Source organism: Nocardiopsis moroccensis (genome assembly GCF_055763695.1).
Map to the genome: position 1 here is coordinate 6,111,468 of NZ_CP199747.1, position 25,362 is coordinate 6,136,829.

The 25,362-nt window shown below is 69.9% G+C and carries 25 protein-coding genes and 1 tRNA gene; 23 read left to right on the forward strand and 3 right to left on the reverse strand.

Features of this window, described 5'->3' with window-relative positions; genetic code table 11:
• Window positions 1-38: 38 nt before the first annotated feature.
• The gene (locus tag ACUKCB_RS27010) at window positions 39-527 is read right to left on the reverse strand and encodes a MarR family winged helix-turn-helix transcriptional regulator (protein ID WP_473038340.1); all 489 of its coding nucleotides are present in this window, start codon (window positions 525-527) and stop codon (window positions 39-41) included.
• Between the two features lie 130 nt (window positions 528-657).
• Between ACUKCB_RS27010 and ACUKCB_RS27015 the strand changes: the two genes are divergently transcribed.
• A complete protein-coding gene (locus tag ACUKCB_RS27015; RefSeq protein WP_473038341.1) occupies window positions 658-1,884 on the forward strand; it encodes an MFS transporter in 1,227 nt (408 codons plus the stop codon).
• Between the two features lie 21 nt (window positions 1,885-1,905).
• Here the strand turns inward: ACUKCB_RS27015 and ACUKCB_RS27020 are convergent, their stop codons facing one another.
• Window positions 1,906-2,844, reverse strand: a complete 939-nt coding sequence (locus ACUKCB_RS27020; protein WP_473038342.1) for a DMT family transporter — start codon at window positions 2,842-2,844, stop codon at window positions 1,906-1,908.
• Window positions 2,845-2,952: 108 nt separating this feature from the next.
• Here ACUKCB_RS27020 and ACUKCB_RS27025 point away from each other — a divergent pair, with 108 nt between their 5' ends.
• Together ACUKCB_RS27025 and ACUKCB_RS27030 are read left to right on the forward strand one after the other, a co-directional pair.
• Window positions 2,953-3,957, forward strand: coding sequence for a LysR family transcriptional regulator (locus tag ACUKCB_RS27025; protein ID WP_473038343.1), 1,005 nt, complete (start codon window positions 2,953-2,955; stop codon window positions 3,955-3,957).
• Window positions 3,954-4,664: an exonuclease domain-containing protein gene (locus ACUKCB_RS27030; RefSeq protein WP_473038344.1), complete on the forward strand. Its 711-nt coding sequence runs from the start codon at window positions 3,954-3,956 to the stop codon at window positions 4,662-4,664. The genes ACUKCB_RS27025 and ACUKCB_RS27030 overlap by 4 nt, the downstream gene beginning before the upstream one ends.
• Window positions 4,665-4,820: 156 nt before the next feature.
• Here ACUKCB_RS27030 and ACUKCB_RS27035 read toward each other — a convergent pair.
• A tRNA-Arg gene (locus ACUKCB_RS27035) sits at window positions 4,821-4,892 on the reverse strand.
• A gap of 133 nt (window positions 4,893-5,025) precedes the next feature.
• Between ACUKCB_RS27035 and ACUKCB_RS27040 the strand changes: the two genes are divergently transcribed.
• The 20 genes from ACUKCB_RS27040 (at window position 5,026) to ACUKCB_RS27135 (ending at window position 25,360) form a co-directional block, all read left to right on the forward strand.
• Complete coding sequence (locus tag ACUKCB_RS27040; protein ID WP_473038345.1) at window positions 5,026-5,424, forward strand: response regulator transcription factor; 399 nt, start codon at window positions 5,026-5,028, stop codon at window positions 5,422-5,424.
• Window positions 5,421-6,539, forward strand: a complete 1,119-nt coding sequence (locus ACUKCB_RS27045) for a DALR anticodon-binding domain-containing protein (protein WP_473038346.1) — start codon at window positions 5,421-5,423, stop codon at window positions 6,537-6,539. The genes ACUKCB_RS27040 and ACUKCB_RS27045 overlap by 4 nt, the downstream gene beginning before the upstream one ends.
• Window positions 6,540-6,736: 197 nt before the next feature.
• Window positions 6,737-8,122: a diaminopimelate decarboxylase gene (lysA, locus tag ACUKCB_RS27050; RefSeq protein WP_473038347.1), complete on the forward strand. Its 1,386-nt coding sequence runs from the start codon at window positions 6,737-6,739 to the stop codon at window positions 8,120-8,122.
• A 72-nt stretch (window positions 8,123-8,194) separates the two neighbouring features.
• On the forward strand, window positions 8,195-9,481 hold the full coding sequence (locus tag ACUKCB_RS27055) for a homoserine dehydrogenase (protein ID WP_191274477.1): 1,287 nt from the start codon (window positions 8,195-8,197) through the stop codon (window positions 9,479-9,481).
• Between the two features lie 198 nt (window positions 9,482-9,679).
• Entirely contained in the window at window positions 9,680-10,738 is a 1,059-nt protein-coding gene (gene thrC / locus ACUKCB_RS27060) for a threonine synthase (RefSeq protein ID WP_473038348.1), read from the forward strand.
• Window positions 10,739-10,852: 114 nt separating this feature from the next.
• Window positions 10,853-11,791, forward strand: coding sequence for a homoserine kinase (gene thrB / locus ACUKCB_RS27065; protein WP_473041155.1), 939 nt, complete (start codon window positions 10,853-10,855; stop codon window positions 11,789-11,791).
• A 438-nt stretch (window positions 11,792-12,229) separates the two neighbouring features.
• The gene (gene rho, locus ACUKCB_RS27070) at window positions 12,230-14,218 is read left to right on the forward strand and encodes a transcription termination factor Rho (protein ID WP_473038349.1); all 1,989 of its coding nucleotides are present in this window, start codon (window positions 12,230-12,232) and stop codon (window positions 14,216-14,218) included.
• A gap of 394 nt (window positions 14,219-14,612) precedes the next feature.
• Window positions 14,613-14,822 (forward strand): 50S ribosomal protein L31, encoded by a 210-nt coding sequence (rpmE, locus tag ACUKCB_RS27075; protein ID WP_191274491.1) that lies wholly within the window; start codon window positions 14,613-14,615, stop codon window positions 14,820-14,822.
• 116 nt (window positions 14,823-14,938) lie between these two features.
• Complete coding sequence (prfA, locus tag ACUKCB_RS27080) at window positions 14,939-16,006, forward strand: peptide chain release factor 1 (protein ID WP_473038350.1); 1,068 nt, start codon at window positions 14,939-14,941, stop codon at window positions 16,004-16,006.
• Window positions 16,003-16,866: a peptide chain release factor N(5)-glutamine methyltransferase gene (prmC, locus tag ACUKCB_RS27085; protein WP_473038351.1), complete on the forward strand. Its 864-nt coding sequence runs from the start codon at window positions 16,003-16,005 to the stop codon at window positions 16,864-16,866. The genes prfA and prmC overlap by 4 nt, the downstream gene beginning before the upstream one ends.
• Before the next feature lie 81 nt (window positions 16,867-16,947).
• Window positions 16,948-17,850 carry an L-threonylcarbamoyladenylate synthase gene (locus ACUKCB_RS27090; RefSeq protein WP_473038352.1) on the forward strand — a complete coding sequence of 301 codons (903 nt, stop codon included), beginning with the start codon at window positions 16,948-16,950 and terminating at the stop codon, window positions 17,848-17,850.
• Between the two features lie 12 nt (window positions 17,851-17,862).
• Entirely contained in the window at window positions 17,863-19,029 is a 1,167-nt protein-coding gene (locus tag ACUKCB_RS27095; RefSeq protein ID WP_473038353.1) for an MraY family glycosyltransferase, read from the forward strand.
• Window positions 19,030-19,253: 224 nt separating this feature from the next.
• A complete protein-coding gene (locus ACUKCB_RS27100) occupies window positions 19,254-19,676 on the forward strand; it encodes a hypothetical protein (protein WP_191274511.1) in 423 nt (140 codons plus the stop codon).
• Window positions 19,677-19,781: 105 nt separating this feature from the next.
• Window positions 19,782-20,012: an AtpZ/AtpI family protein gene (locus ACUKCB_RS27105; RefSeq protein WP_473038354.1), complete on the forward strand. Its 231-nt coding sequence runs from the start codon at window positions 19,782-19,784 to the stop codon at window positions 20,010-20,012.
• 106 nt (window positions 20,013-20,118) lie between these two features.
• Window positions 20,119-20,949, forward strand: coding sequence for a F0F1 ATP synthase subunit A (gene atpB, locus ACUKCB_RS27110; RefSeq protein ID WP_473041156.1), 831 nt, complete (start codon window positions 20,119-20,121; stop codon window positions 20,947-20,949).
• Between the two features lie 124 nt (window positions 20,950-21,073).
• On the forward strand, window positions 21,074-21,304 hold the full coding sequence (atpE, locus tag ACUKCB_RS27115; protein ID WP_452547348.1) for an ATP synthase F0 subunit C: 231 nt from the start codon (window positions 21,074-21,076) through the stop codon (window positions 21,302-21,304).
• Window positions 21,305-21,360: 56 nt separating this feature from the next.
• On the forward strand, window positions 21,361-21,903 hold the full coding sequence (gene atpF, locus ACUKCB_RS27120) for a F0F1 ATP synthase subunit B (protein ID WP_473041157.1): 543 nt from the start codon (window positions 21,361-21,363) through the stop codon (window positions 21,901-21,903).
• Complete coding sequence (locus tag ACUKCB_RS27125) at window positions 21,903-22,724, forward strand: F0F1 ATP synthase subunit delta (RefSeq protein WP_473038355.1); 822 nt, start codon at window positions 21,903-21,905, stop codon at window positions 22,722-22,724. Before atpF ends, ACUKCB_RS27125 begins: the two co-directional genes overlap by 1 nt.
• Before the next feature lie 74 nt (window positions 22,725-22,798).
• Entirely contained in the window at window positions 22,799-24,436 is a 1,638-nt protein-coding gene (gene atpA, locus ACUKCB_RS27130; protein WP_191274527.1) for a F0F1 ATP synthase subunit alpha, read from the forward strand.
• 3 nt (window positions 24,437-24,439) lie between these two features.
• Window positions 24,440-25,360, forward strand: coding sequence for a F0F1 ATP synthase subunit gamma (locus ACUKCB_RS27135; protein ID WP_191274529.1), 921 nt, complete (start codon window positions 24,440-24,442; stop codon window positions 25,358-25,360).
• Window positions 25,361-25,362: the final 2 nt, after the last annotated feature.

The window sequence follows — 25,362 nt, forward strand, 5'->3', positions numbered from 1 at the left end:
AACGGAGGGCCCCGTGCGGCCACCAGAACCGCGGCCGGTCAGCCCCCGGCCGGGCCCGGGCCCGGTTCCCCGACGGGCTCCGGCTCCGGGGAAAGGCCGCGCAGAGCATCCACCAGCGGGGCGAGTTCGGGGGTCCGGGCGGCCTCGTCCAGGGCCAGGCGCAGCACCGTGTCGTGGGTGGGGCGTGCCCGGGCGAGGAGTTCCATCCCGGCGGGGGTGAGTTCGGTGTAGATGCCGCGCCGGTCGTCGGCGCACAGGACCCGGGTGAGCAGGCCCCGGTCCTCCAGCCGGGTGACCAGGCGGGTGGTGGCGCTGTTGGACAGTGCCGCGGCGCGGGCGAGCTGTCGCATCCGCATGTGCCAGCCGTCCTGCCGGTTCAGGGCGTCCATGACGGTGTACTCCACCACGGAGATCCCGTGCTCCGACTGCAGGGCGCGCTCCAGCGCGGTCTCGATCAGTCCGTGGACGGCGGCGAGCGTGCGCCATCCGTGCGCGCGGATCTCTACGGCGTCGTCGGCGATCCCCATGGGCGCCCCATTTCCTCGTGGCTGCTCGCAGATCATCTTAGCTTGCGCATGTAGAGCGCGCGTGCAACTATTTCTGTTGCGCCTGCAACTAGTGCACGCGCAACTAATATCCTCTCCTGGAGTGCTTCTCATGCCACTCGCGCTCTACGCCCTCGCCATCGGGGGCTTCGGGATCGGTCTCACCGAGTTCGTCATCATGGGGCTCCTGCCCGAGGTCGGCGTCGATCTCGGGGTCACCCCCACCGTCGCCGGACACCTCATCTCCGGCTACGCCCTCGCGGTGGCGGTCGGCGGCGTCGGCCTGACCGCACTGCTCAACAGGGTCGACCGCAAACACGCGCTGCTCCTGCTCATGGGCCTGTTCATCGCGGGCAACCTGACCTCCGCGCTCGCACCCGTCTACGAGGCCATGCTCGCCGGGCGCATCCTCGCGGCCCTGTGCCACGGAGCGTTCTTCGGGATCGGCGCGGTCCTGGCCGCCGATCTGGTCCCTGCGCACCGCAGGGCCGCCGCGATCTCGATCATGTTCACCGGACTCACCACCGCCACCGTCCTCGGCGTGCCCTTCGGCACCTTCCTCGGCCAGGCCCTCGGCTGGCGCTCCACCTTCTGGGCCATCACCGCGATCGGTGTGCTCGCCTTCATCGGCATCACCGCCCTGGTCCCGGCCACCCACAGGCCCTCCGCGCGGGCCGGCACCGGTGGCACCGTCCCGGCAGCCCCCGCGCCCCGCCTGCGCGCCGAACTCTCCGCCTTCCGCAGCACCCAGGTCTGGTTCTCCCTGGCCGCCACCGTCCTCGGCTTCGGCGGCATGTTCGGCGGGTTCACCTACATCGCCTTCACCCTCACCGAGGTCAGCGGTTTCCCCGCCACAGCGGTGCCGTGGCTGCTGGTGCTCTTCGGAGTGGGCCTGTTCGCGGGCAACCTTCTCGGCGGCCGCGTCGCCGACCGGAACCCGGGCCGGACGCTCCTGGTGCTCTTCACCCTGCTCACCCTGCTCCTGGCCGCCTTCGCCCTGGTCGCGCACCTCAGGTGGGCCGCCCTGGTGGCGCTGCTGGCCATGGGCTTCCTCGGCTTCGCGACCGTGCCCGGGCTCCAGATGCGCATCATGGGCTTCGCGGCCAAGGCTCCGACGCTGGCCTCGGGCGCCAACATCGCCGCGTTCAACCTCGGCAACGCCCTGGGGGCCTGGGTCGGCGGCCTCGGTCTGGCCGCCGGGCTGGGCTACACCTCGCCGCTGTGGACGGGCGCCCTGATCACCCTGGCGGGGCTGGTCGTGATCGCGGTGGCCGTGCGCCTGCGCGGGGGAGAGTACGCCCCTTCCGAACCGGTTCCGCAGGTAACCGGAACGCGTTGACCTCCCGGCCCGGGGCCCCGGTCAGGCCGACGGGCGGCCCCCGCGCTGGGACAGCCAGATCGCGGACACCACCAGCGCACAACCCCCGAGTTGGCCGGGGGTCACCCGTTCGCCCAGGAAGACGGCGCCCATCGCCACCGCCAGGACCGGCGGCAGCACCAGGACCGCCGCGCCGGTGCTCGCGGACAGCCGGGGCAGGGCCGAACCGATCAGCAGCCAGGTCAGTACCTGTCCGGTCAGCGCCAACAGCGCCAGCCACAGCCACGCCCGCGCGTCCTGGGAGGCCAGGTCGATCCCGCTCCACAGCGCGCCCAGCGCACCGGCCGCCACCGCGGCGGTCGACGTGGAGACGCACACCGGGGTCACCGTGTGTCCGCGTCCGCCGCCGAGCCGGGACAGGAAGAGGTAACCGGCGTAGGCCGTCCCCGCCGCGCAGCCGTAGGCCAGCCCGAGCCACGGGCCGCCCCCGGAGTCCGGGCCCGCAGCACCGCCCGGACCGGCGACCCCGGCGGCCAGGGCCAGACCGGTCAGCATCACCGGCACCGCGACCACGAACCTCAGCGGCGCCCGGTCGCCCAGGAACACCCACGCGAGCAGAGGGAAGACCACCACCTGGACGTTGAGCAGCACGGTCGCCATCCCCGCTCCCACCTGCTGGATGCTCGCCACCCAGAACACGTAGTCCACGCCCAGCAGCAGCCCCGCCGCAGCGTCCAGGCCCACCAGCCGCAGCGCCCGCGGGCCGACCCGGCGGAGTTCGGCCACGGCCATGGGGACCAGCACGAACAGCGCCAGCGCGCACCTCAGGAAGGCCGCGGTGCCCGCGTTGGCCCCGGAGAGTTTGACGAACACACCCGTGGCCGAGGTGCAACCGGAACCGGCCACCGCCAGGACGACGGGGTTCGCCCGGTCCAGTACCGAGCCCTGCCGGGCCGTGCGCTCCGTGTCCGTAGCCGCCATGGCCCCGTCCCCTCCGCGTCCGTCCACCAGGTGCACAACCCAGCCTGACGACCCCGACCAGGAAATAAAAGCGATGTTTTGTCGTCGGTAATCGGTACTGTTTCTTATGTGTTCAGCATCGAACGACTGAGGGCGTTGGCCGCCGTACGGGCCCACGGCTCCATCGCGCGCGCGGCGAGAGCCCTGCACGTGACCCCCTCGGGGATGTCCCAGCAGCTCACCAAGCTGGAGCGGGAGGCGGGCCAGCGCCTGCTCGAACCAGCGGGCCGCACCGTGCGGCTCACCCACGCGGGCCGCGTCCTCGCCGGGCACGCCGACCGGGTGCTCGCCCAGGTCACCGAGGCGCAGGCGGACCTCGCCGACCTCGACCGCCAGATCCTCGGGCCGCTGCGCCTGGGCGGTGTGGGCAGCGCTGTGCGCACCCTGCTCCCGGGTGCGCTGTCCGTCCTTTTGGCCGCGCATCCGCGGCTGACCCCCACCGTGCGCGACGGGGAGGTCGTCTCGCTGCTACCGCCGCTCCTGCGCGGTGAACTGGACCTGATCCTGGCCGAGAGCTGGTCCAGCCGCCCGGTCGCACTACCCGCCGGGGTCCGGACGGTGGAACTCCTGGACGAGAGGGTGTGCCTGGCGCTGCCCCCCGGCCACCCCCTCGGCACCCGGGAGAGCGTGCGCATCGCCGAACTCGGCGGGACCGCCACGGGCGACCCGGTCGGTCTGCCCTGGGCGAGCTGCCCCGCGGGCACCGAACCCTACGAGGCCATCCTCCAGGCCCTGCGTGCCCGGGGAGTGGAACCCGACATCAGGTACAGGCTCGCCGAGATCCCCTCCCAACTGGAACTGGTGGCCTCCGGCCTCGCCGTGGCGCTGGTTCCTGACCTCGGCCGGCGCACCGCCCCCGAGGGGGTCCGGTTCGTGCCCACCGACCCGCCGATCCGCAGGACCATCAGGGCGGTGTGGCGCGCGGACGCCGAAACCCCGGCGGTCCGCGCCTGTGTCACCGCCCTCACCGCCACACCATCCGCTCCAACCCCACTCTCCACCGTGGCCCCACCCGCCACATCCGCGTACACCGAGCCCGCTCCCGCGGAACCGACCACACAAGGAATCATGTGAACACTCCCTGGCACCACCTGCCCATGGCCGCCTTCGACGTCGAGACCACCGGCCTGGACGTGGAGAGCGACCGGATCATCACCGCGGCCCTGTGGCGCATCGACCCCGCGCACGGGACCAAGGAGGTCACCACCTGGTTCGCCGACCCCGGGATCGAGATCCCGGCAGAGGCCGCCGAGATCCACGGCATCACCACCGAACAGGCCCGCGCCCAGGGCCGCCCAGCCGTGGACGTGGTCACCGAGATCGCCGCGGCGCTGGACGCCGTCACCGCCGAGGGGCTGCCCGTGGTGGTCTACAACGCGCCCTACGACCTCACCCTCCTGGACCGCGAACTCGCGCTCCACCGCCCGGGCACCCCCCTGGCCGCGCAGCCCCTGGTGGTGGACCCGCTGGTCCTGGACAAACAGGTGGACACGTTCCGCCGGGGCTCCCGCAAACTGGTCGACGTCTGCGCCCACTACGAGGTCCCCCTGCCCCGGGAGGAGGCTCACGGGGCCGCCGCCGACGCCCTGGCCTCGGCCCGGCTCGCCTGGCGGATCGCCGCGACCAACCCAGAAATCGCGCAGATGTCCGCCGTGGACCTGCACGCCGCCCAGGTCAAGTGGAAGGCCGAACAGGCCGCCAGCTTCCAGGAGTACCTGCGGCGCAGGAACCCCGAAGCGGTGGTCGACGGTTCCTGGCCGCTGGTACCCGCCGCCACCTGACCCCGACCGCCCGGGCCCCGCAGCGCTTCCGGCCGGGGCCGAGAGGCGGTGGGGCGGTCCGGGCGCGAAGGAACCGAGGCGCAGACGGGGCGCGCGCAGGAAGGGAGCGGGACATACGAAAAAAGGGAACACCCAAAGGTGTTCCCGTCTTTCCTGTGCCCCCTGGAGGATTCGAACCTCCGCACCCGGCTCCGGAGGCCGGTGCTCTATCCCCTGAGCTAAGGGGGCGCGCTGCTGCGTGAACAACTGTAGCAGGGGTTCCGGGATGCTCGTGCACTCTTTTGTGGCACGCACCGGCAGACCCCGGCCGATGCCGGATTCCAGTGGTGCCGCCGCGCCCCACGGCGGTAGTGTCACGGGCGTGAACGCCCTTCCCGTACGGGTTCTCGTCGTCGAGGACGACGAGGTGATCCGCGAACTGATCCGCCTCAACCTCGAACTTGAGGGGTTCGAGGTGTTCACCGCCATGGACGGCCAGGACTGCCTGGAGCGGGTCGGGCACATCGCCCCCGATGTCATCACCATGGACGTGATGATGCCCAGACTCGACGGCTGGACCACGGTCGAACGCCTCCGCGCCGACGGCTACGACCGCCGCATCATCATGGTCACCGCCCGCGCGCAGGCGGACGACCGCAGACGCGGGGAACGGATCGGCGTCGACGACTACCTGACCAAGCCCTTCGACCCCGACGAACTGGTCGACCTCATCCGGGCCCTGCACGGGAAGGGTGACGGCGGAATCGGGGGAGCGGCGTGACCCCACGGAGGCTGGAGGCGGTCGTCCGCCGCGCCGCCGTGCGAGCCTTCGGCCTCGCCGAGGCCGACGTCCCCTTCGTCTGGCCGCGCTGCGACCACGCCGTGGAGGGCGCGGACGCCGCCGTCGCCCTGGCCCCGCGTCTGGTCGGCCGGGTCCGCGGCGAACTGCCCAGGGACGCGGAGGGCACCCACCGGGCCGTGGTCTGCGGGCGAATCGTCGCCCAGATCAGCGCCATGGCCGAGGAGGGCGAGTCCGACGCCGGATTCGCCCGGATCGTTTCGGACAAGCGCGGTTTCGCCCACTTCACCCTCACCTGCGAACAGCGCCGCGGCCTTCTGCGCGCCGCGGCCGACGGCCCCCGCTTCCTCACCGGCCGGGCCTGGACCGGAGCGGGGGAGTGGCCCCGCTCCGAGCTGCACGAGGCGGGCCCCCTCGCCCAGGCCCGCCGCTACGCCCGCGCCGACGCCCGGGCGCGGATCGCCATGGCCGTGGGCGTACCCGCCCCGCCTCCGGGCCCCGTCGGCGAGGTCTCCTGGCGCGACCGCTACCTGGACACCGACCGCACCGGGCTGTTCACCCCCGCCGGCCGCCTGCTCGGCAGGGTCGGTGAGGACAGCGCCCGTGTCGCCTTCTGCCGCTCGGTCCCCGAACACCCCAAGGAGAACGAGACCACCGGCCGCGGCCTGCCCGTGCTGCCCTCCGCGGAGAACCCCGGGGCCTGGTCCCGGCTCACCGACGCCAACCCCGCCTTCCGGTTGCGCTACGCCCATGCCCACGCCCTGAGCAGTCTCCGGTGGGCGGCCCAGGGCACCGCCGCCGAAGCGCGTGAGTGCCGTCATGCACACGGGGCCGGGGTTCGCGGACTCCTCTTCGACGGCCCCAGTGTCCTGGACACCGCTGCCCGCCGAGAGGAACCCCATATCCTGGTCAGATACCTGGAGGCGCTGACCAGTGCCTACGATGAGTGGCGGACGGCTTCCACTGCCGGGGCCGGACCGGCGTCGGAAGCGGAACCGACGCGGGCCGCCCTCGACCCGGCGCTGCCCGCCGCCGTCGCCGGTGTGCTCGGCACCGGCCTCTTCCTGCTCGGGGTGTCAGCGCCCACAAGGCTGTAGACGCCCCGCTGTCGCGGACCCGTTGGACGAGCCCAATCCCCGTGTTCCGATCGTCTTGGTGGACAATGGACCCGGGTGCGCCCCGCGGAGCGGTCGGCGCCGCCGGCGCGGACCCCGTGCCGCCGACCGTCCGTCTCCACAGCAGAGCCACGACACAGCACAGCCAGACGTACCGAAGTCCCAGCCGAAAGACCGTCATGAGCCGCTACGCCCACCCCGCCGGATCCCGCCACGCGGAGGTCCTGCCGGAGGAAAACCCGCCGCTGCCGCCCGAGGACCTCAACACTCTGGACCCGCGGGTCTGGCCCGCCACCGCGCACCGTTCGGACGGTGAGGTCACCATCGGCGGTGTCGGCGTGCGCGCCCTCGCCGCCGAGTACGGTACGCCGCTCTTCGTCATGGACGAGGAGGACTTCCGGACCCGCGCCCGCGACTACTCCACCGCCTTCGCCGACGCCGACGTCTACTACGCGGGCAAGGCCCTGCTGACCAAGGCCGTCGCCCGCTGGGTCGTCGAGGAGGGGCTCAAGCTCGACGTGTGCTCCGGCGGTGAGCTGGCCGTGGCCCTGGCCGCCGGGGTCCCCACGGATCGCATCGCCATGCACGGCAACAACAAGTCGGTGGCCGAGCTGCGCCGTGCCGTCGAGGTCGGGGTCGGACGGATCATCCTGGACTCCCTCGACGAGATCGACCGCCTGGAGTCGGTGGCCGCCGAGTACGGCGCCCGCCCCAAGGTGCTCATCCGGGTCACCACCGGCGTGGAGGCGCACACCCACGAGTTCGTCGCCACCGCGCACGACGACCAGAAGTTCGGCTTCGCGCTGAGCACGGGTGCGGCCGCCGAGGCGGTCCGCCGCGTCCTCGCCGCCGAACACCTGGACCTGGTCGGCCTGCACTCGCACATCGGTTCGCAGATCTTCGACACCTCGGGCTTCGAGGTCGCCGCCCGGCGGGTCACCCGGTTCCTCACCCGGATCCACGAGGAACTCGACGTCACCCTCGCCGAACTCGACCTCGGCGGCGGCCTGGGCATCGCCTACACCTCCGGTGACGACCCGCTCGACCCCAAGACCATCGCCGCCGGCCTCACCGCCATCGTGCGCCGCGAGTGCCAGGAGGCGGGTCTGCCCATGCCGCGTATCGCGGTGGAGCCCGGACGCGCCGTCGCCGGCCCGGCCGGGGTCACCGTCTACGAGGTCGGCACCGTCAAGGACGTCGAGGGCATCCGCACCTACGTCAGCGTCGACGGCGGTATGAGCGACAACATCCGCACCGCCCTGTACGGATCCGAGTACACCAGCCAGCTGGTGTCCCGGGAGAGCGACGCCGAGCCGATGCTCTCCCGTCTGGTCGGCAAGCACTGTGAGAGCGGTGACATCATCGTGCACGACCTCTACCTGCCGGCCGACCTGCGGCCGGGCGACCTGGTGGCGGTCGCCGCCACCGGCGCCTACTGCTACTCCATGGCGAGTAACTACAACCACCTGCCCCGCCCCGCCATGGTGGCGGTCAGGGACGCGAACGTACGGGTGATCGTGCGCAGGGAGAACGAGGAGGACCTCCTCCGCCTCGACGTAGGCTGAACCGTCCGCCCCGCGGGTGCCGCACCGGTGCCCGGCAAGGTCGGACACGAGAGAAGTGGGAGTCACGCCCAAATGGCGATGAAGGTGGCGCTGCTCGGATGCGGCGTTGTGGGTTCGGAAGTCGTCCGCCTGGTCAACGAGCAGTCCGAGGAACTGGCCGCGCGGATCGGCACGCCGATCGAGATCGGCGGCATCGCGGTCCGCCGGCTGGACCGCGACCGCGGTGTCGACCCGGCGCTGCTGACCACCGACGCCACGGCGCTGGTCACCCGCCCGGACATCGACGTCGTGGTGGAGGTCATCGGCGGGATCGAACCGGCCCGTTCGCTGATGCTCGCCGCGATCAAGGCGGGCAAGTCCGTGGTGACGGCCAACAAGGCCCTGCTCGCGGAGGACGGACAGACACTCCAGGCCGCGGCCCGCGACGCCGGGGTCGACCTGTACTACGAGGCGTCCGTGGCGGGTGCGATCCCGCTGCTGCGCCCGCTGCGCGACTCCCTCGCCGGGGACAGGGTCAACCGGGTCCTGGGTATCGTCAACGGCACCACGAACTACGTCCTGGACCGGATGGACTCCCTCGGGGCCGGGTTCTCCGAGTCCCTGGAGGAGGCCCAGACCCTCGGGTACGCCGAGGCCGACCCGACCGCCGACGTCGAGGGCTTCGACGCCGCGGCCAAGGCCGCGATCCTGGCCCGGCTGGCCTTCCACACCCAGCGGGTCACCGCGGCCGACGTCCACCGTGAGGGGATCACGGGGGTCTCGGCCGCCGACATCGCCAGCGCCCGGGCGATGGGTTGTGTCGTCAAGCTCCTGGCGATCTGCCAGCGCTCGCAGGACGGCGACTCGGTGGGCGTGCGCGTCCACCCGGTGATGCTGCCGGTCGAGCACCCGCTGGCCAGCGTCAAGGAGGCATACAACGCGGTGTTCGTCGAGGCGGAGTCCGCCGGGCGCCTCATGTTCTACGGCGCCGGCGCGGGGGGCACCCCCACGGCCAGCGCGGTCCTGGGCGACATGGTGGCCGTGGCCCGCAACCGCCTCGCCGACACCTCGGTGGGTGAGGGCGGCCACGACACCGGTCTGCCGGTGCACGACATGGGCAGGACCATTACCAGCTACCACGTGTCGTTGGACGTGGCCGACCGGCCCGGTGTGCTCTCCAAGGTCGCCGAGATCTTCGCCGACCACGGGGTGTCCATCAAGAACGTGCGCCAGGAGGGCACGGGGGACGACGCCCAGCTCGTGCTGGTCAGCCACCCCGCACCCGACGCCGCGCTCAGCAGCACCGTCGAGGAGCTCAGCCGGCACCCGATGGTCCGCGAGGTGGCCAGCGTGATGCGGGTGGAGACCTTCCAGGAGTAGCCGGCCGATCCGGGGTCCGTGCCCTGACACGGACCCCGGGGTCCATATAGTGAGAAAGATGTGCCCGGGATGCAAGACGACTCGGGCAGGGTCGTAGACTCGTAGCTGGTGGGGACGGAACGCCTTCGCGACGCCCCACCCGCATCCATCGCGCGTCAAGCGAAACCGAATCCACCCGAAAGGGACACCGTCGTGAGCATGGCACGGGCGTGGCGAGGCATCGTCGAGGAGTACCGCGACCGCCTTCCCGTCAACGAGAACACCCCCGTCGTCACCCTCCAGGAGGGCGGCACCCCCCTGCTGCCTGCCACGCGCGTATCCGAGCTCACGGGCTGCGAGGTCTTCCTCAAGGTCGAGGGCCTCAACCCCACCGGTTCGTTCAAGGACCGCGGGATGACCATGGCCATCACCAAGGCCGCCGAGGACGGCGCCAAGGCGGTCATCTGCGCCTCCACCGGCAACACCAGCGCCAGTGCCGCCGCCTATGCCATCCGTGCGGGCATGACCTGCGCCGTGCTGGTGCCCCAGGGCAAGATCGCGATGGGCAAACTCGCCCAGGCACTCGTGCACGGAGCCCGGCTGCTCCAGGTCGACGGCAACTTCGACGACTGCCTCGAACTGGCGCGCAAGCTCAGCGTCGACTACCCGGTCGCCCTGGTGAACTCGGTCAACCCCTACCGTCTCCAGGGGCAGAAGACCGCGGCCTTCGAGATCGTGGACGCCCTCGGCGACGCACCGGACATCCACTGCATCCCGGTCGGCAACGCCGGCAACATCACCGCCTACTGGATGGGCTACACCGAGTACGCCCAGGACGGGGTCTCCACCAGGGCCCCCAGGATGCTCGGCTTCCAGGCCAGTGGTTCGGCACCCATCGTCAACGGCGCCCCGGTCACCAGCCCCAGCACCATCGCCACCGCGATCCGCATCGGCAACCCGGCCTCCTGGAAGCTCGCCGAGCAGGCCCGGGACGAGTCCGGCGGCCTCATCGACAAGGTCACCGACCGCCAGATCATGGCCGCCTACAAGCTTCTCGCCGCCGAGGAGGGCGTGTTCGTCGAACTCGCCTCCGCCGCGAGTGTGGCGGGGCTCCTCCAGGCCGTCGAGTCCGGGCAGGTCCCCAAGGGCAGCCGGATCGTGTGCACCGTGACCGGAAACGGCCTCAAGGACCCCGACTGGGCGCTGGCCGGAGCCTCCTCCGCCACCACCGTCCCCGTCGACGCCCAGGCCGCCGCCAAGGCCCTCGACCTCGCCTAGCCGCACTCCGGGATGCTCTTGCCCCCCAGAAGCGGGATCGGCGTCGAGACCGCCTCCGGGAGCAGGACCATCGCCTGTATGGAGCACATCGTGACCTCACCTCGCCCCGACCGGGTGTCCGTCCGGGCCCCGGCCACCAGCGCCAACCTCGGGCCGGGCTTCGACGCCCTCGGGTTGGCCGTCCAGCTGTACAACGAGTTCGACGCCGCGGTCCGCGACGACGGCGAACTCCGCATCCGGGTCGAGGGGGAGGGCGCGGGCGAGGTACCGCTCGACCGGCGCCACCTGGTCGTCCGGGCCATGGCCGAGGCCTTCGACCGGGCCGGCGAGAAGCTGCCCGGCCTGGACCTGCGCTGTGTCAACCGCATCCCGCACGCCCGGGGCCTGGGCTCGTCCTCCTCCGCGATCGTCGGCGGGGTCGCCGCGGCCGCGGCCCTGCTGGGCCGTACCGGGCCCGACGGCGGCCCGGATCGGGACTGGATCTACCAGGTCGCCGCGGACATCGAGGGCCACCCGGACAACGTGGCCCCCTGTGTCCACGGCGGGTACACCGTCGCCTACCGGGACGGCGGTTCCTGGGGCGTCGCCCGGCTCACCCCGGACCGGCGGATCCTGCCCGTGCTGTGCGTACCGGGATGGCGACTGTCCACCGAACGCGCCCGCGGGCTCCTTCCCGAGACCGTCTCCCACGCCGACGCGGCCTTCAACGCCGGCCGCGCCGCGCTGATGACGGCGGCCGTTTGTGGCCAACCCGGATCCCTGTACGCGGCCACCGAGGATCGGCTACACGAGGCCTACCGCGCCCCGGCCATGCCCCGCACCCTCGAGCTCATCGGTGACCTGCGCGAACACGAGAAACTCCCGGCCGTCGTCTCCGGCGCGGGTCCCACCGTGCTCGTGCTGTGCTCCGTGGCCTCGGGGGCGGCGACGGAGGATTCGCCGGAAATCACCCGACAGGTTGATTCGATCCGTCAGCGGGCGGGTAATGATTGGGACGTACGCCCCCTGCACATCGAGCCGGCGGGGGTGCGGACCCCATCTCCCCATCCGTAGCATCTGTGTCGAGGAATAGCCGTGGCCTCTGGTGATGTTAGGCTGGGTGAAGCACCAGATGCCCCGTTGCGGGGCGTGTGCTCATCCGCCACAACGGCTTCCGCGTCCCATACTCCGGCGGTCCGATCTCTCGACCTGTCGGAAGCGGTGGCCAAAGTGTCGAGTCCGCGGTTTCACCGCGACTGTGCCCACGTCTGCGAAGTCCGCTCCTCCTCGGATGAGCGTGTCACCACGGTGGACGGGCATCACCTCCGAGCCATCCGCCCCGACGTCTGGCTGTACCCAGAGCCCGCCGCGATTGGGTAGGGGACCGTTTTCGCCGGTTTCCGACATCCACGTGGGGCACGCCCTACCCGGCCCCTGCCGGTTCGCACCACCGGGCCGGCCGCTCAAGCAAACCGCTGACGGCCGAAGCCCGCTCCTTGGGAAGGACCCTTAGTGAGCGACACCACCGAACTCCGAACGGACGCGGCGGTCGACAGCAAGAAGAGCGCTGACGCCTCCTCGGAGGCCGGCGAAGCCGCGACTGCCCCACGGTCCCGCGCGGCCTCGCGCGGTACCGGGCTCGCCGCCCAGAAGCTCCCCGAGCTCCAGAAGCTCGCGTCGAGCATGGGTATCACCGGCACGGGGCGCATGCGCAAGAGCGATGTGATCGCTGCGATCGAGGCCAAGCAGGGCGGCCCGGTAGGCCCGGTCAGCAGCCCTGGGAAGGCCAAATCAGCAAAGAAAGCCGACACCGCTCCCAAGGCCGGTAAGGTCGAGGGAACTGACGGCCCGGCCGAAGCCCAGTCTCCCGCCAAGTCGGGCACGGACGAGGCCCCGCGCAAAAGCGCGGGTGAGCGGTCGTCGGACCAGGCCGTGACCGAGACCCAGGGTGGGAAGGGTGACAAGCCCTCCCGTAACCGCCGCTCGTCCCGCAGGCGCGGCGACGAGTCCGGTGAACAGCCCCGCTCGGACGGCACCGACTCCTCAACCTCCGCGAGCAGCGTGACCAAGACATCCAGCACCCCCCAGAAGAACGGCCCCGACTCCGAGGACCGTGACACCAGGTCCGGGCAGGGTCGCGAGCGCCAGCGCAACCGTCGCAACCGCAACCGCGGCGGTGACGACCAGAACTCGAACAACAACTCCGATCGCCAGCAGGGCGGCGGCCAGAATCAGGGCCGTGGCAACAACAACAACGACGACGACGACTTCGGTGGTGGCCGCCGGCGGGGACGCCGCCGGGACCGCCGGGACCGCCGCGGCGGACGCGGTGGCGGCCAGGAACAGGAACCGGTGATCGGTGAGGACGACGTCCTGCTGCCGGTCGCGGGCATCCTGGACATCCTGGACAACTACGCCTTCGTCCGCACCACCGGTTACCTGCCCGGACAGAGCGACGTCTACGTCTCTCTGGCCCAGGTGCGCAAGCACGGTCTGCGCAAGGGCGACCACATCGTCGGTGCGGTCCGCCAGCCCCGTGACGGTGAGCGGCGCGAGAAGTTCAACGCGCTGGTGCGCCTGGACTCGGTCAACGGCATGTCGCCGGACCAGGCCCGGGGGCGCCAGGAGTTCTCCAAGCTCGTCCCGCTCTACCCGCAGGAGCGCCTGCGTCTGGAGACCGAGCCGAACATCCTCACCACGCGCATCATAGATCTCGTCGCGCCCATCGGTAAGGGCCAGCGCGGGCTCATCGTCTCGCCCCCCAAGGCGGGCAAGACGATGGTGATGCAGGCGGTCGCCAACGCGATCACCGAGAACAACCCCGAGTGCTACCTGATGGTGATCCTGGTCGACGAGCGACCGGAAGAAGTCACCGACATGCAGCGCACGGTCAAGGGTGAGGTCATCCACTCGACCTTCGACCGCCCGGCCGAGGACCACACGGTCGTCGCCGACCTGGCGATCGAGCGCGCCAAGCGGCTCGTGGAGATGGGCATGGACGTGGTGGTCCTGCTCGACTCCATCACCCGCCTGGGCCGCGCCTACAACCTGGCCGCGCCCGCCAGCGGACGCATCATGTCCGGTGGTGTGGACTCCACCGCCCTCTACCCGCCGAAGCGCTTCTTCGGTGCGGCCCGCAACATCGAGGGCGGCGGCTCGCTGACCATCCTGGCCACCGCACTGGTCGAGACGGGTTCGCGCGCCGACGAGGTGATCTTCGAGGAGTTCAAGGGCACCGGCAACATGGAGCTCAAGCTCAACCGGTCCCTGGCGGACAAGCGGATCTTCCCGGCCGTGGACGTGGACGCCTCCAGCACCCGTAAGGAGGAGATCCTGATGTCGCCGGAGGAGCTGAACGTCGTCTGGAAGCTCCGCCGGGTGCTGCACGCCCTCGACACCCAGCAGGCCATCGAACTGCTTCTGGACAAGATGAAGGAGTCCAAGAGCAACGCCGAGTTCCTGATGCAGATCCAGAAGACCACGGTGGGACCCGAGCGCTAGGGCCCCGCCCGGCAGGGCGCGTGTCCGCAGGGCACGCGTCGGCCGTGGCCCGCCGCAGCACGGGCCACGAGGTCCCGCGGGAACGAAGTGAGGGCACCCTCCCCGCCCGGGGAGGGTGCCCTCACCCGTTCCGGGGCGAGACCCGCAGGCCTCGCCGTGCCGTCCCGGGAGGCGGGTGGGACGGGTCCGGGAATAGGTACTGGTCCCGGCATGGTTGTGGGTCTGGCAAACTGGTACCAGGGAACGGCCGTCCTCCCGCCCGGGAGAGCACGCCGCCCTCTTACCTGGATCGCCGCGGCACCGGTTCGCGCATGGTCAACGAACACCGCCCCACCCCCGACGGTGGTGCGGTCGTCATGCGTCCGGCGGTCGCGCCCTGAGAAGGAGAACACACATGCAGGCCGACATTCACCCCACGTACGTCCCGACCGAGGTGACCTGCACCTGCGGGGCCAAGTTCGTCACCCGGAGCACGAACCCCGAGGGCCGGGTGCGCGCCGACGTGTGCTCCGAGTGCCACCCGTTCTACACCGGTAAGCAGAAGATTCTCGACACCGGTGGCCGGGTCGCCCGCTTCGAGAAGCGCTTCGGCAAGCGCAAGTAGCGCTGCCCTTCGTCCGGCGGCGCCGCCTCCTCTCGGGGGCGGTCGGCGTCGCCGGGCCAGGCCCCCTTGAACTGGGGAGACGGACAGGGCGAGCGAACAGACGGGAACGTGGGAAAGTGAAGCTGGACGACCTTCTTGGGGAGTACTACGAGCTGGAACAACAGCTCGCCGACCCCGAGGTGCACGCCAACCAGGCCAAGGCGCGCACGCTGGGCAAGCGCTACTCACAGCTCACCCCGATCATCGAGGCCTACCGTCAGCTCAAAGAAGTCGAGAACGACATCGACGCCGCGCGTGAGCTCGCCGTCGAGGACTCCTCCTTCACGGAGGAGGCCGACCGGCTGACCGAGGAGGCCGAGCAGCTCACCGAGCGCCTGCGCGTCCTGCTGGTCCCGCGCGACCCCGCCGACGACAAGAACCTCATCATGGAGGTCAAGGCCGGCGAGGGCGGCGAGGAGTCCGCCCTGTTCGCGAGCGACCTCGTCCGCATGTACCTGCGCTACGCCGAGCGCCAGGGGTGGAAGACCGAGGTCATCGACGCCACCCACTCGGATCTGGGCGGCTACAAGGACATCACGATCGCCTTCAAGAACAAGGGCACCCCCGAACCCGGTGCGGGCGTGTGGCCCATGCTCAAGTTCGAGGGCGGCGTCCACCGGGTGCAGCGCGTTCCGGTCACCGAGTCCCAGGGCCGCATCCACACCTCCGCCGCCGGGGTCCTCGTGGTCCCCGAGGCCGAGGACATCGAGGTCGTCATCAACGACAACGACCTGCGGATCGACGTCTATCGCTCCTCCGGCCCCGGCGGTCAGAGCGTCAACACCACCGACTCCGCGGTCCGGATCACACACGTGCCGACCGGCATCGTGGCCTCCTGCCAGAACGAGAAGAGCCAGCTCCAGAACAAGGAGCAGGCCATGCGCATCCTGCGCTCCCGCCTCTACGCCGAGGCCCAGGCCAGCGCGGACGCCGAGGCCTCCGCCGAGCGCAGGAGCCAGGTCCGCACCGTGGACCGTTCCGAGCGCGTGCGCACCTACAATTTCCCGGAGAACCGCATCTCCGACCACAGGGTCGGCTACAAGGCCTACAACCTCGACCAGGTCCTCGACGGGGAACTGGACGGTGTGGTCAAGGCCCTGGTGGACGCGGACACCAAGGAAAGGCTCGAAGCCGCCCAATCATGAACTTCCTGCTCGACGAGGTCGCCCGTGCCACGCTGAGGCTCGCGGAGGCTGGCGTGGCCTCACCCCGTACGGACGCCGAGGAACTCGCGGCGTTCGTGCACGGTGTCCGTCGAGGGGAAATCCACACCGTCGCCGACGCCGACTTCGACGCGCGTTACTGGGAGTGCGTCTCCCGCCGTGAGGCGCGCGAGCCCCTCCAGCACATCACCGGGCGCGCCTACTTCCGCTACCTGGAACTCCAGGTGGGTCCGGGTGTCTTCGTCCCCAGGCCGGAGACCGAGATCATGGTCGACTGGGCGATCGAGACCCTGCGCGCGATGGACGTGGCCGACCCCCTCGTGGTCGACCTCGGCACCGGCTCCGGCGCCATCGCGATCTCCATCGCCCAGGAGGTCCCGCGCTCGCGGGTGCACACCGTCGAGATCGACCCCGGGGCCCTGAAGTGGGCCCGCCGCAACATCGACGCCAGCGGGCACGCCGACCGCGTCACCTCCCACCAGGGCGACATGCGCACCGCCCTGCCCGAGCTGAACGGCCGCGTCGACCTGCTCATCAGCAACCCGCCCTACGTCCCCACCGACGAGGCGGGCGCGATCCCGCCCGAGGTGCGCGACTACGACCCGGCGCCCGCGCTGTGGTCGGGCGAGGACGGCCTGGACATGATCCGCGCCCTGGAGGGGGTCGGCCGCAGGCTGCTCCGCCCCGGCGGCGCCATGGCCGTGGAACACCATGACGGTCAGGGCATCGACATCCCCTGGCTGTTCCCCGAGGACAAGGGTTGGCGCGACGTCCTCAACCGCAAGGACATGGCCAGGCGCGACCGCTTCGTGGTCATGCGCCGGGCCGAGGACGAGGGTTAGCGCCGTCCGCCCCCGCCCCATCCCCAGCGCCGGACCGACAGCCCCGTCCGGCCGACCCGCACGAGATTGAGGTGAACGCAGGTGAGCCGCATCTACGACTGCGCGGACGAGACCGCCCGCAGGGACGGCATCGCCGACGCCGCGTCCGCGGTACGCCGAGGCGACCTTGTGGTGCTGCCCACGGACACCGTGTACGGCATCGGCACCGACGCCTTCAGCCCGAAGGCCGTGGCCAACCTCCTGGAGACCAAGGGGCGGGGCCGGGACATGCCGCCACCGGTCCTGGTGGGATCGATCCGGGCCGCCACCGCGCTCATCGACGACCTGGGCAACCACGGCCGCGACCTGATGGAGGAGTTCTGGCCCGGACCGCTCACCCTGGTGTGCACCGCCACCCCCAGCCTGTCCTGGGACCTGGGTGACACCAAGGGCACCGTGGCCGTGCGGATGCCGATGGACCCGGTGGCCCTCGAACTCCTCAAGGAGACCGGGCCGATGGCGGTGAGCAGCGCCAACAAGTCCGGACAGCCCGCCGCGGCCACCGCGGGGGAGGCGATCGAGCAGCTCGGGGACGAGGCCGTCGCGGTCTACCTCGACGGCGGCGAGAGCGAGAGCCCGGTGGCCTCCACCATCGTCGACCTCACCTACGCGGTCCCGCGGGTGCTGCGCTCCGGAGCGATCTCCATCGAGCGGTTGCGCGCGGTCTGCGGCACCGTGATCGGGGAGCTGCGCAAGGGCCGAGCCAAGCCCCGGAAGGCCGAGGACGAGGACGCCGAGGCCGCGGACGGCTCCGGAACCGCCCAGGCGGCCCAGTCGGGCGCGGGGGAGTCCGAGATCGTCGAGTCCGGGTCCACCGAGTCCGGGGACGTGAAGACCGGGGGCACCGGGACCGACGCGACCGGGTCCGGCACCGCGGAGGCGGAGCGGGCCGGTACCGAACCGGAGGCCGACGGGCCCGAGGGCACAGACCGCTCCAAGAGCTAGAGGGGTCAGGCCGTGCGGGAGTACGCGCTCACCTTCGTCATCGCGGCAGCGGTGACCTACCTGCTCGTCCCGTTGGTGCGCCGACTGGCCATCGCCTTCGGCGCCGCACCCCCGGTGCGCGACCGCGACGTGCACACCGAACCCATTCCCCGGCTGGGCGGTCTGGCGATCTACGGCGGGTTCGCGGCGGCGCTGCTGATCTCGGCACAGCTGCCGCACCTGCAGAACGTGTTCGTCGCCAAAACCTGGATCGGCCTGCTGCTGGCGGGTGGCCTCATCACGGCCATCGGTGTCGTCGACGACCGGTGGGGGATGGACGCCCTGAGCAAACTGGCCGGTCAGGTGGCGGCGGCGGGCATCCTGGTCTCGCAGGGCGTGCAGCTGTTGTGGCTGCCGCTGCCCGGGACCCAGCTGTCCCTGGGGCCCTGGCTGGGGGCGATGGTCTCGATCCTGCTCATCGTGGTGACCATCAACGCGGTCAACTTCGCGGACGGCCTGGACGGCCTCGCCGCGGGCATCGTCGGCATCTCGTCCCTGGCCTTCTTCGCGTACTACTACGTGGTCGCGGTCGAGCAGGGTTTCGTCCGCCAGTCCTACCCCGCGATGATCGCCATCATCCTGGCCGGGACCTGCGCGGGCTTCCTCTTCCACAACTTCCACCCGGCCCGGGTGTTCATGGGCGACACCGGGTCGATGCTCCTGGGGCTGCTGCTGACCTCGATCACCATCACGGTGACCGGCCAGTTCGACGCCAACACCGCCCGGGAGGAGTTCAACTCCTCCGGTCTGGTGGTCTTCCTGCCGATCGCGCTGCCCCTGCTGGTGATCGCGCTGCCGCTGTCCGACCTGGTCCTGGCGGTCCTGCGCCGGACCCTGGCGGGGAAGTCGCCCTTCGCCCCCGACCGGGGCCACCTCCACCACCGTCTTCTCGACATGGGGCACACCCACACACGTGCGGTGCTGCTGATGTACCTGTGGGCCGGGATCGTCGCCTTCGCCGCGGTGGCGCTGTCCATCTTCGACTCCGCGTTCATCGTTTTGACGGTCACGCTGCTGGTGGCCACCTGTGCGGTCGGTCTCATCGCCCTACCGCGACTCCGCCGTCGCGGACTGTTGCCCTGGGGCCGAAAGAGGGCGGCGGGGAAGAAGGCGGATCACCATCCGTCAACCGATGGATAAATGCCTGGTCACGTTCGGGACGGAGGTCCTCTCCGGGATGTCGAATGTGCGCTGGTGCGAAGGTCGAGGCAAGTGTGGTCAAGGTGACACAAGGCCCGAAGGCGCCCGGGAACGGGTCTTTCGTGAGGCGTTAAGGTCGCGTTAAGGAACCCCTGGATTTGGCACCAAAAACCTTGTGATAGCTTTCACGAGCAGGTACCCACTGAACCCCACGGAGCTTCGTCATGCAGGAACACGACGCCCGGATTCTCCGCGGCGCCGCGCTTCCGAGCGCCGCGTGCGGGGTCCTGGCCATTGCGGTCTCGGCCCTCTTCGCGGGCACTGCCGGAGCTTTGAGCTCAGCTCTCGCGGTCGCGATCGTCCTCGCGTGCTTCGGCCTGGGGCAGTGGGCGGTCATCATGGTGACCCGCCGGAACAAGGACCTGTTCCTCGCCGCGAACCTCCTCGGCTTCGTCGTCAAGATGGCGCTGCTGGGTGTTCTCCTGGTGACCCTCGGGCGCAGCCCCCTCATCACGGACCTGAGCAACAACGCCTTCGTCTACAGCGCGTTGGCCGTCGTTCTGGTCTGGCTGGGCGGGCAGACCTGGGCCACCTCCAAGGCGAAGATCCTGCACGTGGAGCCGAACGAGAGTTCGGAGAACACGTGATGGGGTGCCCCGCCGCGGCCCGTCGGAACGGGCGTAATAACCTGTTCCACGGCAGGCGGACGGCCATGTCCCAGCCAAGCCCCACATGCTATATTCCGGAGCGAGATGAGCAGCGAACCCACCGAGAAGAAGGACTCCAGCGCGCCCCCGGCGCCACGCGAGGCCGACGGCTGGGCGCTCTTCTCCACTCTGCTCGCGGGTGTGCTCCTGTGGAGCGCGGTCGGCTGGGGCGCGGACAGGCTCCTGGGCTTCCAGGCACTCTTCCTGCCGATCGGGGCCGTTCTCGGCATGGTCGGGGCGATCTACCTGATCGTCGTCAAGACGCGCCAGGCCTGAAGCACCCCCTTAGTCCCGCGTCGCCCATCGCGCGACGACGCTGCAGTAACAACCATCAACGAGGCTTTCTTGCGTCACGACGAAAGGATTCGCCGTGAGTGCTGACGTGCGCATTCTCGCGGCCGAACCGGGTTGCCATCTCTTCGGTGACAACGGTTGCGGGTTCGAGGCCCCCACCATCGGGATGTTCTTCCCGGAGCCGTGGTACACCGGTATCCCCGGCAGCGCTGGCATCGACCTGTACCTGGTTCTGTTGCTCGTCGCGGTCGGTGCCGTCCTGCTTCTGTGGTCGTGGTTCAGCAAGAAGCTGAGCCTCGTCCCCGGCCGCAGGCAGAGTGTCGGCGAGATGCTGGTCCTGTTCATCCGGGACAACATCACCCGACCCACCATGGGTGCCAAGGGCGACAGCTTCATCCCGTTCATGACGGGCATCTTCACGCTCATCCTGGCCATGAACTTCACCGGGCTGATCCCGGGCATGATTCCGGTCAACAGCAACCTCGCCTTCACGGCGATGTTCGCACTGGTCATCTACGTGATGACCATCGTGATCGGTGTCCGCAACCAGGGCGGCTGGGGCTACTTCAGGAACCAGATCTTCCCGCCCGGGATGCCCAAGCCGATCTACGTCCTGGTCACCCCGATCGAGATCCTCTCGGTCTTCCTCATCCGTCCGGTGACGCACGCCCTGCGTCTGTTCGCGACCATGTTCGCGGGCAGTCTGCTGCTGGCCGTGTTCGCCTACGGCGGCTGGTACATGCTCAACCTGACGGCGGAGCCCCTGCTGGCCGGCGTCTCGGTGCTCTACTCGGGCGCCGCGCTGCTCGGCTACATCGCCTTCTTCGTCTTCGAGATCGTGATCATGCTCATCCAGGCCTTCGTCTTCACCCTCCTGGCGAGCCTGTACATCAACCAGTCGCTCGAAGCGGCTCACTAGACCCCCTCCGCGTTCCCCCGGCCCCCCGGTCGGACCAGGGACGAGGAGTGCTTCAGACCCGTCCACACCGGCGAACTGACCAATTGCGTACCGCAACGCCGGACGTCGAGTAAAGGGAAACACAATGGACATCGCTGCGATCACCGGCAACATCAACACCATCGGTTACGGCATCAGCGTCATCGGCGCCGGTATTGGTGTCGGTATCGTCTTCGGTCTCGGTATGCAGGCCATCGCCCGCCAGCCCGAGGCCCGCGGCCCGCTGCAGACCAACATCTACCTTGGTTTCGCCCTGATTGAGGCCCTGGCGATTCTGGGCTTCGTGCTCGCCTTCGCGGCCCCGACCGGCGCCTAGTCGGAGATTGCCAACCGTTTTCTGATGGCAACTGACGCGAAGGAGGGCTGACCATGTTGGTGGAGTTGGCAGCCGAGTACAACATTCTGCGGATCGACTGGGTGAAGTTCACCTTCGGTGCGATCGCGCTCGCCGTGATCTACTTCTTTGTGGTCCGCAAGGCGGTCCCGAGGGTGATGAAGGTCCTCGACGAGCGTCACGACGCCATCGAGGGCGGCATCGAGCGGGCCAAGAGGGCCGAGGCCGAGGCCGAGGAGATCCGCCAGCAGTACCGCGAGAAGCTCGAGGAGTCGCACCGCGAGTACGCCCAGGAGCTCGAGAAGGCCAAGGAGCAGCGCGCGGTGATCATCGCCGAGGCTCGCGAGGAGGCCCAGACCGAGGCCAACCGGATCATCGAGTCCGCCAAGGCCCAGATCGAGGCCGACCGGCAGCAGGCCGTCGTCCAGCTGCGCGGCGAGATCGGCGCCCTGTCCACTGAGCTCGCGAGCCGCATTGTCGGTGAGACGCTCAGTGACGGCGCCGCTCAGAACCGCGTCGTGGACCGGTTCCTGGAGGAGCTGGAGCAGGACGAGAGCGCGAAGCAAGCCGAGGTGCGCTGATGCGTGGTATCAGCCGTAGCTCCCTGGCTGAGGTGACCCGGCGCCTGGACGACAACGTCCTGGCGCCGGCGGACGCCGCCCAGCACGCGGTCTCCCTCGGCGGCGAGCTCTTCGAGGTCGTCGCCCTGCTCGGCGGTGAGCACTCGCTGCGCCGCTGGCTCGCGGACCAGGCCAACCCGGCGGAGAAGAAGACCGGCCTGATCGGTCAGATCCTCGAGGGCAAGGCGTCGCCTTCCACGGTCATCGTGGTCAACGACGTCGTGTCCCAGCCGTGGGCCGGACCCCGCGACATGGTGGACGCCCTGGAGCGCCTCGCGGTCTACGCGACCGTGGCCTCCGTCGAGGGCACCCGCCTGGACGAGCTCGAGGACGAACTGTTCCGTTTCGAACGGATCGTCATCGCGCAGCCGGACCTGCGGTCGGCGCTCACCCGTGACGGCGTGGCCCCCTCGCACCTGCACACGCTGGTGGAGAACCTGCTGTCGGGCAAGGTGAGCTCCGCGACGCTGGCCCTGGTCAGCGAAGCGGTCACCCGGCCCCGGGGACGTACCCTGGAGCAGGCGCTCCAGAACTTCGGGCAACTGGTCGCCGAGCGCGCCCAGCGCTACATCGCAGTGGTGCGCAGCGCGGTTCCGCTGAGCGAGGCGCACCAGGAGCGTCTGCGAGCGCTCCTGACGCGCAAGTACGGCCGTGAAATCCACCTGAACACCGAGGTCGTCCCCGAAATCGTGGGTGGACTCTCCATCCAGGTGGGCGACGAGGTCATCGACGGCACCATCGCCGGGCGCATCGCTGAGGTCCAGCGCCGTCTGGCTGGCTGACACACGCGAACACACGCAAGGCAAGCACGCACGGCGCCGGCCCGGCGCCATTTGAGAGCAAGGACAACGTAGAGATGGCGGAGCTGACGATCCGGCCGGATGAGATCCGGGACGCGCTACAGCGCTTCGTCCAGTCGTACGAGCCTGACGCCACCCGCGCGGAAGAGGTCGGAACCGTCACCTACTCCGGTGACGGCATCGCCCGCGTCGGTGGCCTTCCCTCGGCGATGGCGAACGAGCTGCTGGAGTTCGAGGACGGCACCCTGGGCATGGCCCAGAACCTTGAGATCGGCGAGATCGGTGTCGTGGTGCTGGGTGACTTCACCGGCATCGAGGAGGGGCAGAAGGTGCGTCGCACCGGCAAGCTCCTCTCGGTCCCGGTGGGCGACAACTTCCTCGGCCGTGTGGTGGACCCCCTGGGCAAACCCATCGACGGCAAGGGCGAGATCGAGACGACCCAGAGCCGCGAGCTCGAGCTCCAGGCCGCGACGGTCATGGAGCGCCAGCCGGTCGGCGAGCCGCTCCAGACCGGTATCAAGTCGATCGACACCATGACTCCGGTCGGCCGCGGCCAGCGCCAGCTGGTCATCGGTGACCGGCAGACCGGTAAGACCGCGATCGGTATCGACGCGATCATCAACCAGAAGGCGAACTGGGAGACCGGCGACCCCACGAAGCAGGTGCGCTGCATCTACGTCGCGGTGGGTCAGAAGGGTTCGACCATCGCCAGTGTGCGCGGCGCCCTCGAAGAGGCCGGCGCGATGGAGTACACCACCATCGTCGCCTCCCCGGCGTCCGACCCGGCCGGCTTCAAGTACCTCTCCCCGTACACCGGTTCGGCCCTGGGTCAGCACTGGATGTACGAGGGCAAGCACGTCCTCATCGTCTTCGACGACCTGACCAAGCAGGCCGAGGCCTACCGTGCGGTCTCCCTCCTGCTGCGCCGCCCGCCGGGCCGTGAGGCCTACCCGGGTGACGTCTTCTACCTGCACTCCCGTCTCCTGGAGCGCTGCGCGAAGCTCTCCGACGAGCTGGGCGCCGGTTCGATGACGGCCCTGCCGATCATCGAGACCAAGGCGGGCGACGTCTCGGCGTACATCCCCACCAACGTCATCTCCATCACCGACGGTCAGGTCTTCCTGAACTCGGACCTGTTCAACCAGGGCCAGCGTCCGGCGATCGACGTCGGTGTGTCGGTCTCCCGTGTCGGTGGCGCGGCCCAGACCAAGGCCACCAAGAAGGTCTCCGGCACGCTGCGTCTGGGCCTGGCCCAGTACCGCGAGCTCGAGGCGTTCTCGGCCTTCGGTTCGGACCTGGACGCCGTCTCCAAGCAGCAGCTGGAGCGCGGTGCCCGGATGATGGAGCTCCTCAAGCAGGGCCAGTACTCGCCCTTCTCCATGGAGAAGACGGTCGTCTCGATCTGGATGGGCAACACCGGCCTGATCGACGACGTCCCGGTCGAGGACGTGCGCCGTTTCGAGGAGGACTTCCTGTCCTTCCTGGACCGTGAGCACAAGGGCGTTCTCGACACCATCCGGGACACCGGCAAGTTCGAGGACGACAGCCAGAAGACCCTCCAGAGCGCCATCGAGAAGTTCAAGCAGAGCTTCCAGACCTCCGCGGGCACCCTGCTGGGCACCGAGGAGACCGAGGCGCTCTCGCCGGAGAAGGTCGGTCAGGAAACCATCAAGGTCGCCAAGGGCGGGAAGTAACCGATGGGTGCACAGCTTCGCGTCTATCGCCGGAGGATCCGCGCGACGAAGGCGACGGCGAAGATCACCCGTGCCATGGAGCTCATCGCCGCCACGCGCATCACCAAGGCGCAGCGCGCGGCCGAGGCTGCCGGTCCCTACGCACGGGAGATCACGCGGGCGGTGTCTGCCCTGGCCAGCCGGGTGACCTACAACCCGCTGCTGGTCGAGGCCGAGAACCCCACCCGCGCGGCCGTCCTGGTCATCACCAGTGACAAGGGCCTGGCTGGCGCCTTCTCGACCAACGTCATCAAGGAGGCCGAGGCCCTCACCCAGCTCCTGCGGGAGCAGGGCAAGGAGGTCCTCACCTACATGGTGGGTCGCAAGGGTGCGGCGTTCTACAAGTTCCGCGGCCGCGAGGTCGAGGAGTCGTGGGAAGGCTTCACCGAGCGTCCGACCTACGCGCACGCCCAGGAGATCGGCTCCGTTCTCATGGAGAAGTTCTCCCAGGACACCGCTGAGGGCGGCGTCGACGAGATCCACGTGGTCTCCACGGAGTTCGTGTCGATGCTGACCCAGCGGGCCGGGGTGGTCCGCGCCCTTCCGCTGGAGGTGGAAGAGGTCGAGGACGAGGAGCTCGAGAAGTCCCAGGGTGGCAACGCGTTGCCGCTCTACGACTTCGAGCCCTCCGCGGAGGAGGTCCTGGACCAGCTGCTCCCGCAGTACGTGGTCAACCGGATCTACGCCTCCCTCCTCGAGGCGGCCGCCTCCCAGCAGGCGTCCCGTCGCGCGGCCATGAAGGCCGCGACCGACAACGCGGAAGAACTCGTCAAGAACCTGACCAGTCTGGCCAACCAGGCACGTCAGGCCGAGATCACCAATGAGATCAGTGAGATTGTCGGCGGTGCCGATGCGCTCTCTGGGTCCAGCGCGGGAAGTGAGTAACA